Here is a 17682-nt window from a genome sequence, read left to right on the forward strand (position 1 = left end):
GAATACCTGGAGTTTTCCTGGTTATTCCCGGTGGGTTAAGCGTATCGTGAACACATTTTCCCGTGTTCACTTAATGCGTTGCACGGTTCTTACGTCACTGGTTGTTAACCAAATTTTTTCCTGGGGGATAAATGAGCGCGGGAAGCCCAAAATTCACCGTTAGTCGCATTGCGGCACTATCACTGGTTTCACTATGGCTGGCAGGTTGTACCAGTTCGTCAAACCCTCCGGCGCCGGTCACGTCTGTGGACAGTGGTTCGTCATCAAATACCAATTCCGGGATGTTGATCACACCGCCGCCAAAAATGGGCGCGACGACGCAACAAACGCCGCAACAAGCGCCGCAAATTCAACCCGTTCAGCGTCCTGTAACGCAGCCCATGCAAACTCAACCGGTCACGGAACAACCCGTGCAGATGGAAAATGGGCGAATTGTATACAATCGCCAGTATGGGAATATTCCGAAAGGTAGCTATACGGGTGGCAGTACTTACACCGTGAAAAAGGGTGATACGCTTTTTTACATCGCCTGGATTACCGGGAACGATTTCCGCGATCTGGCCCAGAGAAACAGTATTTCTGCCCCGTATAGCCTGAATGTAGGGCAAACTTTGCAAGTTGGTAACGCATCCGGTACGCCAATTACTGGCGGAAATGCGATCACCCAGGCGGATGCAGCACAGCAAGGAGTTGTGACCAGGTCTGCACAAAATTCCACCGTTGCAGTTGCGTCTCAACCAACAATTACGTATTCTGAGGGCTCAGGTGAACAAAGTGCTAACAAAATGTTGCCAAACAACAAGCCTGCTGGGACGGTTGTCACAGCGCCTGTAACGGCACCAACGGTAAGCACGACCGAACCAAATGCAAGCAGTACGTCAACCAGCGCGCCGATTTCCGCATGGCGCTGGCCGACGGATGGCAAAGTGATCGAAAACTTTGGCGCTTCCGAAGGGGGCAATAAAGGGATCGACATTGCAGGCAGTAAGGGACAGGCTATCGTCGCAACCGCTGATGGGCGCGTCGTATATGCCGGTAACGCACTGCGTGGTTACGGTAATCTTATTATCATCAAACATAACGATGATTACCTGAGTGCCTACGCCCATAATGATACGATGCTGGTCCGGGAACAACAGGAAGTTAAGGCGGGGCAAAAAATCGCTACTATGGGTAGCACCGGCACCAGCTCTACACGCTTGCATTTTGAAATTCGTTACAAGGGGAAATCCGTAAACCCGCTGCGTTATTTACCGCAGCGATAAAGCGGCGGAACCAGGCTTTGACTTGCTAGTTCCGTCAAGGGATCACGGGTAGGAGCCACCTTATGAGTCAGAATACGCTGAAAGTTCATGATTTAAATGAAGACGCGGAATTTGATGAGAACGGAGTAGAGGCTTTTGACGAAAAAGCCTTGAGTGAAGAGGAACCCAGTGATAACGACCTGGCTGAAGAAGAGCTGTTATCGCAAGGGGCCACACAGCGTGTGTTGGACGCGACTCAGCTTTACCTTGGTGAGATTGGGTATTCACCACTGTTAACAGCCGAAGAAGAAGTCTATTTTGCGCGTCGCGCACTGCGTGGAGATGTCGCTTCTCGCCGTCGCATGATTGAGAGTAACCTGCGTCTGGTGGTAAAAATTGCCCGCCGTTATGGCAATCGTGGACTGGCGTTGCTGGACCTGATTGAAGAGGGCAACCTGGGGCTTATCCGTGCAGTCGAGAAGTTTGACCCGGAACGCGGGTTCCGCTTCTCAACATACGCAACCTGGTGGATTCGCCAGACAATCGAACGGGCGATTATGAACCAAACCCGTACGATTCGCTTGCCGATTCACATTGTTAAAGAGCTGAACGTATACCTGCGCACCGCACGTGAGTTGTCGCATAAACTGGACCACGAACCGAGTGCGGAAGAAATTGCAGAGCAACTGGATAAACCGGTTGATGACGTCAGCCGTATGCTTCGTCTCAACGAGCGCATTACCTCGGTAGACACCCCGCTGGGCGGTGATTCCGAAAAAGCGTTGCTGGACATCCTGGCCGATGAAAAAGAGAACGGTCCGGAAGACACCACGCAAGATGACGATATGAAACAGAGCATCGTCAAATGGTTGTTCGAACTGAACGCCAAACAGCGTGAAGTGCTGGCGCGCCGTTTCGGTCTGCTGGGATATGAAGCTGCGACACTGGAAGATGTAGGCCGTGAAATCGGTCTTACGCGTGAACGTGTTCGTCAGATTCAGGTTGAAGGCCTGCGCCGTCTGCGCGAAATTCTGCAGACGCAGGGGCTGAATATCGAAGCGCTGTTCCGCGAGTAAGTACCCTTGTCAAAAAAAGGCCAGTCGACAGACTGGCCTTTTTTTTACCGTTTGTCTTCTGCCAGCAGCGGCGGGATACTCGGCACCATTGGCGCGTCATCAATATCTTTTTGCGTCATGCGAAACGCTTGTGGATAGTGTTCGCGGCTGGTACGGCGTAACGGTTCGGTATCGCGCCAGGTATACAGACAATGCTGACACTGATATACCGTCCAGACTCCTTTTACCGGCGAAGTCGCCATGAGTTCAATATGTGCATCGGCACAGCGTGGACAAATCATCGGTTACTCCTTATTTACGGTTGGCCAGCATGGCGGTCAGCTTTTCAGCCCAGGCTTTAGTTTCCGGTAAATCAACAACCGGCTGGCTATAGTGACCACGGTTATCTGGCGCAACCGGCGTGGTGGCGTCAATGATCAGCTTGTCGGTAATCCCCGCCGGGCTTGAGCCCGGATCCAGTTCCAGGACGGACATATTCGGTAACTGTACCAGATCGCCTGCCGGATTCACTTTCGACGACAACGCCCACATCACCTGTGGCAGATTGAATGGATCGACATCTTCATCGACCATGATCACCATCTTCACATATCCCAGACCGTGCGGCGTCGTCATCGCTCGCAGGCCCACCGCGCGGGCAAAGCCGCCGTAGCGTTTTTTGGTCGAGATGATGGCCAGCAGGCCGTGGGTGTACATGGCGTTTACCGCCTGCACTTCCGGAAATTCGGCTTTCAGCTGTTGATACAGTGGCACGCAGGTCGCCGGCCCCATCAGGTAGTCGATTTCTGTCCACGGCATACCTAAATAGAGCGATTCAAAAATGGGTCTGCTGCGGTAAGAGACCTTATCGATACGCACCACGGTCATGTTGCGACCACCGGAATAGTGGCCGGTAAATTCGCCGAACGGTCCTTCAATTTCACGTTTACGGCTTTCGATGACCCCTTCAAGAATGACTTCAGATCCCCACGGCACATCAAAACCGGTCAGCGGCGCGGTGGCGATAGGATAGGGGCTTTCACGCAGCGCGCCTGCCATTTCATACTCTGACTGATCGTATTTCAGCGGCGTTGCGCCCATCAGGGTAATGATCGGATCGTTACCCAGCGTGATCGCAATCGGCAGATCTTCCCCGCGCTCTTCGGCTTTGTGCAGGTGCAATGCGATATCATGCATCGGTACTGGTTGCAGACCCAGCTTACGCTTGCCTTTAACTTCCATACGGTAGATACCGACATTCTGCTTGCCGAAGTTATCGGGATCGAGCGGATCGCGTGATACCACACAGGCTTTATCCAGATAGAATCCGCCGTCGCCGTCGTTCAGACGAAACAGCGGCAGGATATCAAACAGGTTGATCGCGTCGCCGTCGACGGTATTTTCCGCCCAGCCCGGATTCGCCCGCCGTTCCGGCGCTACCGGAAAATTGTCCCAGCGGCGAATAAATTCATCGATCTGTTTTTTAACCGGCGTGTTAGGCGGCAAACCCAGTGAGATGGCATGGTTCTGCCAGGAACCGATGGTATTCATCGCCACGCGGGCGTCGGTAAAACCACGAATATTGTCAAACCACAGCGCGGGCGCGCCATCGCCGATTCGTCCCGTTGCGTTGGCAGCGGCTGCGAGATCCGGCTCCGCATTCACTTCCTCGCTGATTTTCAGCAGTTGTCCCTGCTGATCCAGCGCATGTAAAAAACTGCGCAAATCATCAAATGCCATTATCCATTCTCCTGTGAAAAATTTGCTGCCTGTCGCAGTCCTTGCCAGCGACGCGCGCGCGTATGCTCCAGACCAAACTGGTCGAGAACGCGCGCTACGATATGCTGGATAATATCGTCAACGGTTTGCGGCAGGTTGTAGAACGCGGGCATGGGCGGCACTATCGCCACCCCCATACGAGAAAGCGCAAGCATGTTTTCCAGATGAATCGTGCTGAGCGGCATTTCCCGCGGCACAAGCACCAGCTTGCGACCCTCTTTCAACACGACATCGGCAGCGCGTCCCACCAGCCCCTCGGCATAGCCGGCGCGAACCCCCGCCAGTGTTTTCATACTGCAGGGGATAATAATCATGCCGTCGGTACGAAATGAGCCGGAGGAAATGGTCGCCGCCTGATCGGCCGGGCTATGACAATAATCTGCCAGGGCGGCTACCTCAGCGGGCGTGTAGGGCGTCTCCAGTTCAATAGTGGTTTTCGCCCACTTCGACATCACCAGATGCGTCTCAACATCAGGTATCGCCCGCAATGCCTGGAGTAGCTCGACGCCAAGCGGCGCGCCGGTCGCACCGGTCATCCCCACAATCAATCTCATTTCTTACCTCAAATATCGTTCGTGTACGAACATTTTGATCAAAATACGCCCACACGGCCTTTGCGACAAGATCGCTCCCGACGCCTGCGCACGTTTAGCTAAAGCATTCGTCATTAAAAAACCGTGCATAAGTCGTTATGATAGAAAAAGTTAATTTATCCGGAGCGCTCATGGAGTTACGAAACACCGCGTTTCATCTGTTACGCCAACTTTTTCAGCAACATACCGCACGCTGGCAGCATGAACTACCGGAGCTCACCAAACCTCAATATGCGGTGATGCGCGTTATTGCTGAACATCCGGGTATTGAACAGGTCGATCTGACCGAAGCGGCGGTCAGCACTAAAGCGACGCTGGCGGAGATGTTAAGCCGGATGGAAAATCGTGGGCTGGTAAAGCGAGAAAACGATCCGCTGGATAAACGTCGGCGTTTTGTCTATCTCACCGTTCAGGGCCAAACGTTGCTCGCCGCCGCGATACCACTGGGGGATCGCGTTGACGATGAGTTTTTGGGGCGACTGAGCGCTGAAGAACGCGAACAGTTTACGCAACTGGTTCGCAAGATGATGACGTAAGCGGCTTGCGCCGCCTCGCTATTTTTTAGCCATCAGCAGTGAGATATCCACTTTAGCCAGCGCCCGAATTGCGCTTTCCGGCAGGCCGTCATCGGTGACGATTTGGTTGAATTCCGCCAGCGGTAACGCCAGCCATGTAGCGACCTGGCCGTATTTGGTCGCGTCGCACACCAGAATTTTTTGGCGGCTGGCGCTGGCGACGGCCCGTTTCACCGTGACTTTATCTTCTGCCGGCGTTGAAATACCGCGCACGCTCCAGGAAGAGGCGGAAATAAAGGCCTGGTCAATCATCAGCCCGCGCAAAAGCGTCGCCGCGGCTTCACCGACGCACGACCGGTTTTCCCGGCATACCGCCCCGCCAGTGTGAATAATTGTGCAACCGCTGTTGTCCATCAGGTAATCGGCGATAACGAAATCATTCGTCACCACCGTAAGTTTATTCATCGTAACCAGCTGCCTGGCAATCGCCAGCGTGGTAGTACCTGCATCAAGGTAGATACAGCTTTCTGGCTGTACCAGGCTGGCGGCCAGTTTGCCAATCGCCGCTTTCTGCGGCGTCGCCAGTTCGGTTTTGATCTGATGCGAGGGTTCGTGCGCCACGCGAGTCGATGATTGCACGCCGCCAGAGACCTGGATTACCGCGCCTTGCTGCTCCAGTTTTTGTAAATCACGGCGGATAGTCATGTGGGATACATGCATGCGCTCGGTCAGTTCAGCGATACTGACGATGCCTTTCTCCGCCACCATATCAAGAATGATTTGTCGACGCTCAGTAGGTATCAACGTCTGCTCCTTTCTTTAGTCCTGTCGCGATTTTACGCGATTTCTCGTCACAGCGTGTGAAGTTCTATGAGGATTGCCTTCACAAAAAATAACACATTTTGTTATTTTTTGTGAAACAACTCACCGCAATTGTTTACAAAAACGCCTATATTCACATAACAAAACATAATATCACGTAAATTAACATGGAGTGATAATGACAACAGGAACCGATTTTCATGTCGGCATTGTGGGGCTTGGCTCAATGGGAATGGGCGCTGCGCGTTCATGCCTGCGCGCCGGGCTTTCCACATGGGGGGCCGATCTTAACCCGCAAGCGTGCGCGAATCTTCTCGCTGAAGGGGCTTGTGGGGCTGCCGCCAGCGCCAGGGAGTTCGCCGGCGTCGTGGATGCGTTAGTCATTCTGGTCGTCAATGCCGCCCAGGTCAGACAGGTGTTATTCGGTGAGGATGGCGTCGCCCATCTGATGAAACCCGGAAGCGCGGTGATGGTTTCGTCTACGATCTCAAGCGCCGACGCGCAAGAGATCGCCGCGGCGTTGACGGCATTGAATCTTAACATGCTGGATGCGCCGGTTTCCGGCGGTGCAGTAAAAGCGGCGCAGGGCGAAATGACGGTGATGGCCTCCGGGAGCGAGGCGGCGTTTACCCGCCTGAAGCCTGTGCTGAACGCCGTTGCCAGCAACGTTTATCGCATCAGCGATACGCCGGGCGCAGGCTCAACCGTCAAAATCATTCATCAACTACTGGCTGGCGTGCATATTGCGGCGGCGGCCGAAGCGATGGCGCTGGCCGCGCGGGCCGGTATTCCTCTGGATGTGATGTATGACGTCGTGACCCATGCCGCCGGAAACTCCTGGATGTTCGAAAACCGTATGCAGCATGTCGTTGACGGCGACTATACCCCGCGTTCGGCCGTCGACATTTTTGTCAAAGATTTGGGGCTGGTTGCCGACACGGCGAAAGCGCTGCGCTTCCCCTTACCGCTGGCCTCTACGGCGTTAAATATGTTCACCAGCGCCAGTAACGCCGGTTATGGCAAAGAGGATGACAGCGCTGTGATCAAAATTTTCTCAGGGATTACTCTGCCTGGCGTCACGCCTGAGGAGCCGTCATGTTAAAAATTGGCGTCATTGCCGACGATTTTACCGGCGCGACCGACATCGCCAGTTTTCTGGTCGAAAACGGGATGCCGACAGTGCAGATCAATGATGTCCCAACCGGGACGCAACCGGAAGGGTGCGACGCGGTGGTTATCAGCCTGAAAACCCGCTCATGCCCGGCGCAAGAGGCGATAAAACAATCGCTGGCGGCGCTGGTATGGCTGAAAAAACAGGGCTGCCAGCAAGTCTATTTCAAATATTGCTCGACTTTCGATAGTACCGCCGAAGGCAATATCGGCCCGGTCACCGATGCGCTGATGGTGGCGCTGGATACCTCATTTACCGTGATTTCTCCCGCGCTGCCGGTTAACGGACGCACGGTTTATCAGGGCTATCTGTTTGTCATGAACCACTTGCTGGCGGAGTCCGGTATGCGCCACCACCCTATCAATCCGATGACCGACAGCTACCTGCCGCGTCTGATGGAAGCACAGGCGCAAGGGCGCTGCGGCGTTATTCCGGCTCAGACGCTTGATGAAGGCGTTGCCGCGACCCGTGCGGCGCTGTCGCGTTTACAGCAGGAAGGATATCGCTACGCGGTACTTGACGCGCTCAATGAGCGGCACCTGGAAATCCAGGGCGAGGTTTTGCGTGATGCCCCGCTGGTGACCGGCGGTTCCGGGCTGGCAATGGGGCTGGCGCGTCAGTGGGCGAAGCACGGCGTTTCTCAGGCCCGTTCCGCAGGCTATCCGCTGAGCGGTCGCGCGGTGGTGCTTTCCGGTTCCTGTTCGCAAATGACGAATCAGCAGGTGGCCTTCTATCGACAACATGCTCCCACACGCGACGTTGATGTGGCGCGCTGCCTGTCATCCGAGACGCGCGAGGCCTACGCTGAAGCGCTGGCGCAGTGGGTGCTCAGTCAGGACAGCGAACTGGCGCCAATGATTAGCGCCACCGCCTCCACGCAGGCGCTGGCCGCCATCCAGCAGCAATATGGCGCTACTGAAGCCAGCCATGCGGTAGAGGCGCTTTTTTCCCTGCTGGCCGCTCGCTTAGCGGAAGGCGGTATCACCCGGTTTATCGTGGCGGGCGGCGAAACTTCGGGCGTGGTGACGCAAAGCCTCGGTATTACCGGTTTTCACATCGGACCGTGCATTTCACCCGGCGTGCCGTGGGTCAACGCGCTCCATGCGCCAGTCTCGCTGGCGCTAAAGTCAGGCAATTTTGGCGATGAATCCTTTTTCATCCGCGCTCAAAGGGAGTTTCAGGTATGACGACACTGGCAAAAGAAGAGCACGCTTTGCGAGAAGAGATGGTCAGGATAGCCGCCTCGTTTTTCCAGCGCGGCTATGCTACCGGCTCGGCAGGCAACCTCTCGCTGTTACTGCCGGACGGCAATATTCTGGCGACGCCCACCGGTTCGTGTCTGGGTAATCTCGACCCGCAGCGGCTATCCAAAGTGGACCCGCAGGGCGAATGGCTCAGCGGCGATAAACCGTCTAAAGAGGTGCGTTTTCATCTGGCGTTGTATCGCAATAACCCTTGCTGCAAGGCCGTGGTTCATCTGCACAGCACCTGGTCAACGGCGCTTTCCTGTCTCGAAGGGCTGGACCCGCAAAATGTGATTCGCCCGTTTACCCCCTATGTGGTGATGCGGATGGGGGACATTCCGCTGGTTCCCTACTATCGCCCGGGGGATGACCGAATTGCCCGCGATTTGGCAGCGCTGGCGGCCCGGCATCAGGCCTTTTTACTGGCTAATCATGGGCCGGTCGTGTGCGGGGAGAATTTGCAGGAAGCCGCTAATAATACCGAGGAGCTGGAAGAGACGGCAAAGCTGATTTTTATCCTTGGCGAACGCCCGATTCGTTATTTAACCACCGAAGAAATTGCGCAGTTAAGGAGATAACCCGATGCCGCGTTTTGCCGCCAATTTGTCGATGATGTTTACCGAAGTGCCGTTTATCGAGCGTTTTGCCGCTGCTGCCGAAGCCGGTTTTCAGGCCGTTGAATTTCTGTTCCCCTACGGCTTTGCCGCCAGCGAGATTAAAGCCCAGCTATCGCGTCATGATCTGACGCTGGCGCTGTTTAATACTTCGGCGGGCGATACCGCGGCGGGCGAGTGGGGACGTGCCGCGCTACCGGGGCGCGAACACGACGCGCGCGCCGATATTGAACTGGCTCTGGAATACGCCCTGGCGCTGGAATGCGAGCAGGTTCACATCATGGCGGGCGTAGTGCCGGATGGCGCTGATGGCGCACGTTATCGCGCCACGTTTATCGATAATTTGCGTTATGCCGCCGACCGGTTTGCCGCCCACGATAAACGTATTTTGATCGAAGCGCTGAGTCCTGGCGTTAAACCCGGCTACCTCTTTTCCAGCCAATATCAGGCGCTGGGCATCGCAGAAGAGGTTGACCGCCCGAATGTGTTCATCCAGCTCGACACTTTCCATGCGCAAAAAGTGGATGGCAATTTGAGTCACCTGATTCGCGAGTACGCGGGCCGCTATGCCCATGTACAAATCGCCTCGCTACCGGACAGACATGAACCGGATGATGGCGAGATCAACTACCCGTGGCTGTTCCGGCTGTTCGATGACGTAGGTTATCGCGGCTGGATAGGCTGCGAATACCAACCACGGAATACCACTCAGGACGGGCTTGGCTGGTTTAACGCCTGGCGCTAACCCTGAACTACCCTACACAACAATAAAGAGGACATCCGGATGCAGATTATCATTACCGGCGGGGGCGGCTTTTTAGGCCAGAAACTCGCAAGCGCCTTATTAAACTCATCGCTGGCGTTTAACGAACTGCTTCTTGTTGATTTAAAAATGCCTGCACGGTTATCAGATTCCCCTCGTTTACGCTGCCTGGAAGCTGACTTAACCCAGCCGGGCGTGTTGGAGAGTGTGATTACCGCTAATACCTCTGTTGTTTATCATCTCGCTGCGATTGTCAGCAGTCATGCGGAAGACGATTTCGATCTGGGATGGAAAGTTAACCTGGATCTTACACGCCTGTTACTTGAGGCGTGTCGTCGACAACCGCAGAAAATTCGTTTTGTCTTCTCCAGCTCGCTTGCCGTTTATGGCGGTACGCTGCCGGAATGCGTCACCGATACCACCGCGCTCACGCCGCGCTCGTCTTATGGCGCGCAGAAAGCCGCCTGTGAACTGTTGGTCAACGATTATACCCGCAAAGGCTATGTGGATGGGCTGGCGCTGCGTTTGCCGACGATCTGTGTTCGCCCGGGTAAACCAAACCGCGCCGCTTCTTCTTTTGTCAGCGCGATTATTCGTGAACCGTTGCAGGGCGAGACGACCGTCTGCCCGGTGTCGGAAAGTTTGCGGCTGTGGATTTCCAGCCCGGCGACGGTGATCCATAACCTGTCGCTGGCCGCAACGTTACCCGCGCCTGGCGAGGCGAGCAGCATCAACTTACCCGGGATCAGCGTAACCGTGGGCGAGATGCTGGAAACGTTGCGTCAGGCGGGCGGCCAGGCGGCGCGCGATCGGGTTACGCATCAGCGCGACGAAGGCGTCGAGAAAATTGTCGCCTCCTGGCCGGGACGTATCGATAACCAGCGTGCGCTGGCGTTAGGTTTTGTCGCCGATAAACGCTTCGATGACATTATCGAACGCTTTCGACAAGATGATATGGAGGGGAGGTCATGACAAGTTTACCGACCCCAATTATCGGCCTGATCGTTGCCGTTTTCGTTCTGGTATGGCTGGTGTTACGCACCCGTGTTCATGCGCTGATCGCGATGCTGGCGGCGGCCTGTATTGCCGGTCTGTTGGGGGGAATGGGCATTGATAAAACGCTCTCTGTCATCACCAGCGGATTCGGTACGACGCTGGGCAGCATTGGCCTGGTGATTGGTCTCGGCGTAATGATGGGGCGCTTGCTGGAGGTTTCCGGCGCGGCGGAGCGTATCGCCTGGAGCTTTATCAAATGGCTGGGGAAACGCCGTGAAGAGTGGGCGCTGGCAATCACGGGTTATATTGTCAGCATCCCCATTTTCGTCGATTCCGCTTTTGTCATTCTTTATCCGGTGGCGAAAGCGCTGGCGAAAAGCGGTAAACGTTCGCTACTGACGCTGGGCGTCGCGCTGGCGGGCGGGCTGGTGGTCACTCACCATACGGTACCTCCGACGCCAGGCCCGCTGGGGGTAGCCGGGATTTTTAACGTCGACATCGGCGCAATGTTATTGACTGGGATGGCGCTGGCGGTGCCCTGTGTGATCGGCATTGTGTTCTATGCGCAGTGGCTGGATAAACGCTACCCTGATTTCGTGCCGCGTACGCTGAACGCCGATGAAGTCAATGCCGCGCTGGAGCAGTACAATAAAGAGAAAGAGCAAAAGGATCTGCCGAGCCTGACGCTCTCTCTGCTGCCTATTGTGGTGCCGATCGTGCTGATCTTCCTGAAGGCTATCTGTTCCACCCTCGCCACTGTAGAAGGATGGTCCGGCCTGGCGACGCATCCGGTGGTACAGGCAATCAACTTTGTGGGAAGTCCAGTGATCGCGTTGGCCATCAGCGTTCTGCTGGCGGTGTATACGCTGGTGCCGCGCATGGATAAACATACCACCGCAGAGCGTCTGGAAGAGGGCTTGCAAAGCGCCGGGATTATCTTACTGGTCACGGGCGCTGGCGGCGCGTTGGGCGCGATCCTGCGCGACAGCGGCGCGGGGCAACAGCTGGCGGAGCAGGTTGCCAACCTGCCGATCTCGCCGATCCTGATCCCGTTTATCGTGGCGACGCTGGTACGTCTGATTCAGGGATCGGGGACGGTGGCGATGATCACTGCCGCCTCGATTTCCGCGCCGATCCTGGCGCAGATCCCCGGCATCAATATGTTGCTTGCCGCTCAGGCCGCAACGATGGGGTCGCTGTTCTTCGGCTACTTCAACGATAGCCTGTTCTGGGTGGTTAACCGCATGATGGGCGTCTCTGATGTCAAACAGCAGATGGTGGTTTGGTCTGTACCGACGACCATTGCCTGGGCGATTGGCGGCACCGGCGTGGCGCTGATTAACCTGCTGTTCGGTTCCGGCGGCAGTTGGCTCGATCCGTTACTGCCGATTGTCGTTCTGGCGGCAATTATGCTGTGGGTGCGTTGGCAGGCGCAGGGGATCAAAGACAAGCTGGTAGTTAAGGATTAAGACGGTATTATCCGTCCGGGAGCGCAATGCTCCCGGACTGGCTACAATGATGGGGCGTGCTCCCCGCAATCCCATTGCGAACGTAAAAAATCAATAAATGCGCGTACTTTTGTCGATACATGGCGGGCGTCCGGGTAAACGGCATAAATGCCCTGACGGGGAAAATGATAGTCGGGTAACAGGTGAATTAACGTTCCCTCCTCCAGTGCGGTGTTGACTAACCATTGCGGCAGTAATGCGACGCCGCTTCCTGCGAGAGCGAAGGCCATCAGCGAGCGCGCGCTGTCGACAGAAATTTTGCCAGCTTTGCTTATCTCCAGGCGTGAGTGTTGGCCATGATTATTCGTTACTGTCCACCGTAGCGGCGTAGGTAATCGCTCATGAATAATCCATTCCGCCTGAGCCAACGACTCCAGCGACGACACGGGGTGGCGGGCGAGCCACTGCGGCGCGGCGACCGGCAGAATGGTAAAGCGGGATATCAGCGCGGCGCGATAGCGGGAGTCGGCCAGCGAGCCAAGCCGAATCGCCACATCAAAGCGCTCGGCAATTAAATCGGCATGATGTGATGAGGACATATGCCGAATACGGAGATCGGGATGGCGCTGACTAAACTGCGCCAGTACCGGAATGACCACCTGTTCGCCAAACTCGGGCGTAGTGGTAATACGTAACTCGCCGCCCAGCCCACTATGGCTGGCACGCACTTCATCCTGCAAATTTTTCGCTGCGTTGAGTAAATTCACGCCTTTTTGGTAAAAGAGGACGCCGGCGTCTGTGAGCGTCAGTCGTCGGGTGGAGCGTAGCAGTAACGTTACGCCAAGCTCTTTTTCAAGCTGCCGAATATTAAAACTCACTACTGCTTTTGTTTGGCCCGATGCGGCCGCCGCCGCCGTGAAGCTGCCGCTATCTACCACGGCGATAAACAGCGACATACGCTGCAAATTGAGCATGGCGAGCTCCTTTACTGTCAAAATTATTTTGACAGTATATCGTTGAAGCGCGGACTTATCTGGCTTTCTCCGGACGGCTACATTAGCGCCTCTGACGGAGGATGCATAATGACGTATCGCAGTAAAGTGGCAGTGGTTTACCTGCTCGGCTTCTTTCTTGATCTGATTAATCTATTTATTGCCAGCGTGGCTTTTCCTGCGATGTCCGTGGATCTGCATACGTCCATATCGGCGCTGGCATGGGTGAGTAACGGTTATATCGCAGGATTAACGCTGATCGTTCCGTTTAGCGCGTTTCTTTCGCGTTATCTCGGCGCACGACGGCTGATCATATTTTCGCTCATTCTGTTTAGCGTTGCCGCCGCTGCCGCAGGTTTTGCCGATTCCTTACACAGCCTTGTTTTCTGGCGTATTGTGCAGGGGGCGGGCGGTGGCTTATTGATCCCGGTTGGTCAGGCGTTAACCTGGCAACAGTTTAAACCGCATGAACGCGCTGGCGTGTCATCGGTTGTCATGATGGTGGCGCTACTGGCGCCGGCATGTTCGCCTGCGATTGGCGGGCTGCTGGTGGAAACGTGCGGCTGGCGCTGGATATTCTTTGCCACGCTGCCGGTGGCCGTTCTCACCTTATTGCTCGCTTATCGTTGGCTGAACACCGCTTCGACGACAATGGCGTCAGCAAGATTACTCCATCTGCCGTTGTTGACGGACAGGCTGCTGCGTTTTGCCATGATCGTCTATCTGTGTGTGCCGGGTATGTTCATTGGTATCAGCGTGGTCGGGATGTTTTATCTACAGAACGTCGCGCAGCTATCGCCTGCGGCGGCGGGGTCGCTGATGCTCCCCTGGTCGATCGCTTCATTTGTCGCCATTATGCTTACCGGACGTTACTTCAATCGGCTTGGGCCGCGTCCGCTGATTATCGTCGGCTGTCTTCTTCAGGCCGCAGGGATACTGCTTTTAACTAACGTTACGCCTGCGACATCGCACCGTGTACTGATGATGATATTCGCCTTAATGGGCGCTGGCGGCAGTTTGTGCAGCAGTACCGCGCAGAGTGGCGCTTTCCTGACTATTGCTCGCCGGGACATGCCTGACGCCAGCGCGCTATGGAATCTTAATCGTCAGCTCAGCTTTTTCCTTGGCGCGGCGCTGTTGACGCTGCTGTTAAACGCGCTCCAGCGCGTTATGTCGCTTGAGGTTGCTTATCGCTGGACCTTTATTGCTGCCGCCGGTATCACCCTGCTGCCCCTTATTTACGCTGTCTGTCTGAACAATAGACAAGCACTTCTGTGCCTGAAAAAGGAAAGACCATGAATCCATATAAAGATGAAATTATTCATGCCCATGCGGCGATTGAGAACTGGCTTAGTAAGGGGGGGGGTAGCCTGGAGGCGTTGATAGCGCGTTTTGCTGTTGATTTTACGATGATAACGCCAGGCGGTGTTTGTCTGGATTATCCGGCGCTCGGCGCTTTTTTCCAGGCGCAGCGCGCGTGTCGCCCGGGGCTGGTTATCGTGGTTGAGCACATTGACCTTGTGGCGGAGTGGCCGGAAGGTGCCGCGCTGCGTTATCGTGAGCGCCAGCAACTGCCGGGCCAGGCTGAGATGGTACGCTGGTCGACGGTCATTTTAAAAAGGGAAAGAGGACGGATAGTCTGGCGTCATTTACATGAAACGACAGCCACAGCCTGAAAAGCCTGTTCCGGCGCGCAGACCCGATAGCGTGGCGCTATCGGGCCCGACACGTTTACACCAGACTTTTCAGCCGATAGATCCACTCCAGCGCCTGGCGTGGCGTCAGGGAGTCCGGATCGAGATTCTCCAGCGCTTCAACGGCGGGCGATGTCTCCTCCGGGGCGGCAAGCAACGACATTTGCGTGCCGTCCACCTGCGTTGCCGCCGCATTGGGCGAGATGCTTTCCAGCTCGCGGAGTTTCTGGCGCGCGCGTTTGATGACTTCTTTAGGGACGCCCGCAAGCGCCGCGACCGCCAGGCCATAGCTCTTACTTGCCGCGCCGTCCTGCACGCTGTGCATAAACGCGATAGTATCGCCGTGTTCCAGCGCATCCAGGTGGACGTTCGCCACGCCTTCCATTTTCTCCGGTAATTGGGTCAGCTCGAAGTAGTGGGTAGCGAACAGCGTTAACGCTTTAATCTTATTCGCGAGATTCTCCGCGCAGGCCCAGGCCAACGACAGCCCGTCATACGTGGAGGTACCGCGCCCGATTTCATCCATCAATACCAGACTGTTTTCCGTGGCATTATGCAGAATGTTCGCGGTTTCGGTCATCTCCACCATAAAGGTCGAACGCCCGGAAGCCAGGTCGTCCGCTGCGCCGACGCGGGTAAAAATACGGTCGATGGGGCCGATTTCCACGTTTTGCGCCGGAACGTAACTGCCGATATAGGCCAGCAGGGCGATCAATGCCGTTTGTCGCATATAGGTACTTTTACCGCCCATATTGGGGCCGGTAATGATCAACATCCGGCGCTGCGGCGACAGATTGAGCGGGTTAGCGATAAACGGCTCATTCAGTACCTGTTCAACTACCGGGTGGCGACCTTCGGTAATACGGATACCGGGTTTATCGGTAAATGTCGGGCAGGTGTAATTCAGCGTCCAGGCGCGTTCGGCCAGGTTAACCAGCACATCCAGCTCCGCCAGCGCGTTGGCGCTCTGCTGTAAATCGGCCAGATGCGGCAACAGCAGATCAAACAATTCGTCATATAGCTGTTTTTCCAGCGCCAGCGCTTTGCCTTTCGAGGTCAGAACTTTATCTTCGTACTCTTTTAGCTCAGGAATAATGTAGCGTTCGGCATTTTTCAGCGTCTGGCGACGCACATAATTGATGGGCGCCAGATGGCTTTGACCACGGCTAATCTGAATGTAATAACCATGTACCGCGTTATAGCCGACTTTCAGCGTATCCAGCCCGGTACGCTCGCGTTCGCGAATTTCCAGACGATCGAGATAATCGGTGGCGCCGTCCGCCAGCGCGCGCCATTCGTCCAGCTCTTCATGGTAGCCGGGCGCAATAACGCCGCCGTCGCGGACCAGTACCGGCGGCGCGTCAATAATGGCGCGTTCCAGGAGGTCGCGCAGTTCGGCGAAATCGCCCATTTTTTTACGCAACGCCTGTACCGGCGCGCTGTCAACGGTTTCAAGCTGAGCGTGCAATTCCGGCAGTTGCTGAAAGGCGTGACGCATTCGGGCGAGATCGCGCGGACGCGCGGTGCGCAGCGCCAGACGCGCAAGGATACGCTCCAAATCGCCGACCTGACGCAGCACCGGTTGCAGTTCGCTGACGGTGTCCTGCAAGGCGCCGATGGTCTGCTGGCGTTCACGTAATATGTCGGTATTTCGTACCGGCATATGCAGCCAGCGTTTAAGCATTCGGCTACCCATTGGCGTCACGGTACAGTCAAGCACCGCGGCGAGGGTATTTTCGACACCACCGGCCAGGTTCTGGGTAATTTCCAGATTGCGGCGGGTTGCGGCATCCATAATGATGCTGTCCTGCTGGCGTTCCATCGTAATGGAACGAATATGCGGCAGGGAGGTGCGCTGGGTATCTTTTACGTACTGTAACAGGCAGCCTGCCGCACATAATCCACGCGAGGCATTTTCGACGCCGAAACCGACCAGATCCCGCGTACCGAATTGCAGATTTAACTGCTGGCGGGCGGTATCAATCTCAAACTCCCACAACGGGCGACGGCGCAGACCCCGGCGTCCCTCTATTAACGCCATTTCAGCAAAATCTTCGGCATACAACAGTTCGGCGGGATTGGTGCGCTGCAGCTCTGCGGCCATCGTTTCACGGTCGGCGGGTTCGCTCAGACGAAAGCGCCCGGAGCTGATATCCAGCGTGGCGTAACCGTAGCCTTTACCATCCTGCCAGATAGCCGCCAGCAGGTTATCCTGACGCTCCTGTAACAGGGCTTCATCGCTGATGGTGCCAGGCGTAACGATACGCACGACCTTACGTTCAACGGGACCTTTGCTGGTGGCCGGATCGCCAATCTGTTCGCAAATAGCGACGGATTCGCCCTGATTGACCAGTTTCGCGAGGTAGTTTTCTACGGCGTGGTGCGGGATACCCGCCATAGGGATAGGTTCGCCAGCCGATGCGCCGCGTTTGGTCAGCGAAATATCGAGCAACTGCGACGCACGCTTTGCGTCGTCATAAAACAGCTCGTAAAAGTCTCCCATACGATAAAAGAGCAGGATCTCCGGATGCTGGGCTTTCAGCTTGAGATACTGCTGCATCATGGGGGTGTGGTTGGAGAAGTCCTTATCAAATGACTCATTCATATTGATTTTACTCGTTTTTTTATTCTTTCAAGTGCTCATGTGGCCCCGGGTAAAACCCTTATAAACTCACATAAACCCATAAATTTGTAGCTCACCTGTAGCCTAAAATGTGACAGGTTACATTCTCATCATTCCTGGACTACAACA

At 55.6% G+C, this 17682-nt stretch carries 18 protein-coding genes; 11 read left to right on the forward strand and 7 right to left on the reverse strand.

Translation table 11 applies throughout. The annotated features are described in order from the left end of the window. Nucleotides 1-94: 94 nt before the first annotated feature. Nucleotides 95-253 carry a peptidase gene (locus ACLJQD_RS02375; RefSeq protein WP_223148970.1) on the reverse strand — a complete coding sequence of 53 codons (159 nt, stop codon included), beginning with the start codon at nt 251-253 and terminating at the stop codon, nt 95-97. Between ACLJQD_RS02375 and nlpD the strand changes: the two genes are divergently transcribed. Both nlpD and rpoS read left to right on the forward strand, forming a co-directional pair. Further along, nucleotides 183-1265, forward strand: a complete 1083-nt coding sequence (gene nlpD / locus ACLJQD_RS02380) for a murein hydrolase activator NlpD (RefSeq protein ID WP_223149274.1) — start codon at nt 183-185, stop codon at nt 1263-1265. The genes ACLJQD_RS02375 and nlpD overlap by 71 nt on opposite strands. Nucleotides 1266-1327: 62 nt before the next feature. After that, a complete protein-coding gene (gene rpoS / locus ACLJQD_RS02385) occupies nt 1328-2320 on the forward strand; it encodes an RNA polymerase sigma factor RpoS (protein ID WP_000081498.1) in 993 nt (330 codons plus the stop codon). 44 nt (nt 2321-2364) lie between these two features. Here rpoS and ACLJQD_RS02390 read toward each other — a convergent pair whose 3' ends face one another. Genes ACLJQD_RS02390 through ACLJQD_RS02400 form a run of 3 tightly spaced genes read right to left on the reverse strand, consistent with a single transcriptional unit; the run spans nt 2365 to nt 4632 of the window. Beyond that, entirely contained in the window at nt 2365-2601 is a 237-nt protein-coding gene (locus tag ACLJQD_RS02390; protein ID WP_000562964.1) for a non-oxidative hydroxyarylic acid decarboxylases subunit D, read from the reverse strand. 10 nt (nt 2602-2611) lie between these two features. Then, nucleotides 2612-4039: a non-oxidative hydroxyarylic acid decarboxylases subunit C gene (locus ACLJQD_RS02395; RefSeq protein WP_017441129.1), complete on the reverse strand. Its 1428-nt coding sequence runs from the start codon at nt 4037-4039 to the stop codon at nt 2612-2614. Then, nucleotides 4039-4632 carry a non-oxidative hydroxyarylic acid decarboxylases subunit B gene (locus tag ACLJQD_RS02400; RefSeq protein ID WP_001237180.1) on the reverse strand — a complete coding sequence of 198 codons (594 nt, stop codon included), beginning with the start codon at nt 4630-4632 and terminating at the stop codon, nt 4039-4041. Before ACLJQD_RS02400 ends, ACLJQD_RS02395 begins: the two co-directional genes overlap by 1 nt. A 170-nt stretch (nt 4633-4802) precedes the next feature. Between ACLJQD_RS02400 and ACLJQD_RS02405 the strand changes: the two genes are divergently transcribed. Further along, nucleotides 4803-5207 carry a MarR family winged helix-turn-helix transcriptional regulator gene (locus ACLJQD_RS02405; protein WP_000423338.1) on the forward strand — a complete coding sequence of 135 codons (405 nt, stop codon included), beginning with the start codon at nt 4803-4805 and terminating at the stop codon, nt 5205-5207. An 18-nt stretch (nt 5208-5225) separates the two neighbouring features. Here the strand turns inward: ACLJQD_RS02405 and ygbI are convergent, their stop codons facing one another. Beyond that, entirely contained in the window at nt 5226-5990 is a 765-nt protein-coding gene (gene ygbI, locus ACLJQD_RS02410) for a DNA-binding transcriptional repressor YgbI (RefSeq protein WP_000613180.1), read from the reverse strand. Between the two features lie 196 nt (nt 5991-6186). On the opposite strand from ygbI, the gene ltnD reads away from it, so the two are divergent. The 6 genes from ltnD to ACLJQD_RS02440 are packed head-to-tail and all read left to right on the forward strand — an operon-like array spanning nt 6187 to nt 12265. Continuing rightward, nucleotides 6187-7110, forward strand: a complete 924-nt coding sequence (gene ltnD, locus ACLJQD_RS02415; RefSeq protein ID WP_017441130.1) for an L-threonate dehydrogenase — start codon at nt 6187-6189, stop codon at nt 7108-7110. After that, nucleotides 7104-8366: a 3-oxo-tetronate kinase gene (gene otnK, locus ACLJQD_RS02420; RefSeq protein WP_000912488.1), complete on the forward strand. Its 1263-nt coding sequence runs from the start codon at nt 7104-7106 to the stop codon at nt 8364-8366. Before ltnD ends, otnK begins: the two co-directional genes overlap by 7 nt. Next, nucleotides 8363-9001: an aldolase gene (locus tag ACLJQD_RS02425; protein ID WP_000209068.1), complete on the forward strand. Its 639-nt coding sequence runs from the start codon at nt 8363-8365 to the stop codon at nt 8999-9001. Before otnK ends, ACLJQD_RS02425 begins: the two co-directional genes overlap by 4 nt. 4 nt (nt 9002-9005) lie before the next feature. After that, nucleotides 9006-9782 carry an HPr family phosphocarrier protein gene (locus ACLJQD_RS02430; RefSeq protein WP_001136901.1) on the forward strand — a complete coding sequence of 259 codons (777 nt, stop codon included), beginning with the start codon at nt 9006-9008 and terminating at the stop codon, nt 9780-9782. Between the two features lie 39 nt (nt 9783-9821). Next, complete coding sequence (gene denD, locus ACLJQD_RS02435; RefSeq protein WP_001165738.1) at nt 9822-10772, forward strand: D-erythronate dehydrogenase; 951 nt, start codon at nt 9822-9824, stop codon at nt 10770-10772. Beyond that, the gene (locus tag ACLJQD_RS02440; RefSeq protein WP_000202725.1) at nt 10769-12265 is read left to right on the forward strand and encodes a GntP family permease; all 1497 of its coding nucleotides are present in this window, start codon (nt 10769-10771) and stop codon (nt 12263-12265) included. Before denD ends, ACLJQD_RS02440 begins: the two co-directional genes overlap by 4 nt. 41 nt (nt 12266-12306) lie before the next feature. Here the strand turns inward: ACLJQD_RS02440 and ACLJQD_RS02445 are convergent, their stop codons facing one another. Then, a complete protein-coding gene (locus ACLJQD_RS02445; protein ID WP_072103492.1) occupies nt 12307-13239 on the reverse strand; it encodes a LysR family transcriptional regulator in 933 nt (310 codons plus the stop codon). A gap of 87 nt (nt 13240-13326) precedes the next feature. On the opposite strand from ACLJQD_RS02445, the gene ACLJQD_RS02450 reads away from it, so the two are divergent. Both ACLJQD_RS02450 and ACLJQD_RS02455 read left to right on the forward strand, forming a co-directional pair. Next, a complete protein-coding gene (locus tag ACLJQD_RS02450; RefSeq protein ID WP_017441132.1) occupies nt 13327-14535 on the forward strand; it encodes an MFS transporter in 1209 nt (402 codons plus the stop codon). Continuing rightward, nucleotides 14532-14912: a DUF4440 domain-containing protein gene (locus ACLJQD_RS02455; RefSeq protein WP_017441133.1), complete on the forward strand. Its 381-nt coding sequence runs from the start codon at nt 14532-14534 to the stop codon at nt 14910-14912. Before ACLJQD_RS02450 ends, ACLJQD_RS02455 begins: the two co-directional genes overlap by 4 nt. Before the next feature lie 55 nt (nt 14913-14967). Here the strand turns inward: ACLJQD_RS02455 and mutS are convergent, their stop codons facing one another. Beyond that, the gene (mutS, locus tag ACLJQD_RS02460; RefSeq protein ID WP_001005807.1) at nt 14968-17535 is read right to left on the reverse strand and encodes a DNA mismatch repair protein MutS; all 2568 of its coding nucleotides are present in this window, start codon (nt 17533-17535) and stop codon (nt 14968-14970) included. Nucleotides 17536-17682 lie beyond the last annotated feature (147 nt).

It is taken from the genome of Salmonella sp. SAL04214 (assembly GCF_046550615.1).
Classification (GTDB): domain Bacteria; phylum Pseudomonadota; class Gammaproteobacteria; order Enterobacterales; family Enterobacteriaceae; genus Salmonella; species Salmonella enterica.

Excerpts from the sequence above, each read along its gene's own strand:
- rpoS (WP_000081498.1), top strand. The coding sequence starts at position 1,328 with ATGAGTCAGAATACGCTGAAAGTTCATGATTTAAATGAAGACGCGGAA.
- ACLJQD_RS02390 (WP_000562964.1), bottom strand. The coding sequence starts at position 2,601 with ATGATTTGTCCACGCTGTGCCGATGCACATATTGAACTCATGGCGACT.
- ACLJQD_RS02395 (WP_017441129.1), bottom strand. The coding sequence starts at position 4,039 with ATGGCATTTGATGATTTGCGCAGTTTTTTACATGCGCTGGATCAGCAG.
- ACLJQD_RS02400 (WP_001237180.1), bottom strand. The coding sequence starts at position 4,632 with ATGAGATTGATTGTGGGGATGACCGGTGCGACCGGCGCGCCGCTTGGC.
- ACLJQD_RS02405 (WP_000423338.1), top strand. The coding sequence starts at position 4,803 with ATGGAGTTACGAAACACCGCGTTTCATCTGTTACGCCAACTTTTTCAG.
- ltnD (WP_017441130.1), top strand. The coding sequence starts at position 6,187 with ATGACAACAGGAACCGATTTTCATGTCGGCATTGTGGGGCTTGGCTCA.
- otnK (WP_000912488.1), top strand. The coding sequence starts at position 7,104 with ATGTTAAAAATTGGCGTCATTGCCGACGATTTTACCGGCGCGACCGAC.
- ACLJQD_RS02425 (WP_000209068.1), top strand. The coding sequence starts at position 8,363 with ATGACGACACTGGCAAAAGAAGAGCACGCTTTGCGAGAAGAGATGGTC.
- ACLJQD_RS02430 (WP_001136901.1), top strand. The coding sequence starts at position 9,006 with ATGCCGCGTTTTGCCGCCAATTTGTCGATGATGTTTACCGAAGTGCCG.
- denD (WP_001165738.1), top strand. The coding sequence starts at position 9,822 with ATGCAGATTATCATTACCGGCGGGGGCGGCTTTTTAGGCCAGAAACTC.
- ACLJQD_RS02440 (WP_000202725.1), top strand. The coding sequence starts at position 10,769 with ATGACAAGTTTACCGACCCCAATTATCGGCCTGATCGTTGCCGTTTTC.
- ACLJQD_RS02450 (WP_017441132.1), top strand. The coding sequence starts at position 13,327 with ATGACGTATCGCAGTAAAGTGGCAGTGGTTTACCTGCTCGGCTTCTTT.
- ACLJQD_RS02455 (WP_017441133.1), top strand. The coding sequence starts at position 14,532 with ATGAATCCATATAAAGATGAAATTATTCATGCCCATGCGGCGATTGAG.
- mutS (WP_001005807.1), bottom strand. The coding sequence starts at position 17,535 with ATGAATGAGTCATTTGATAAGGACTTCTCCAACCACACCCCCATGATG.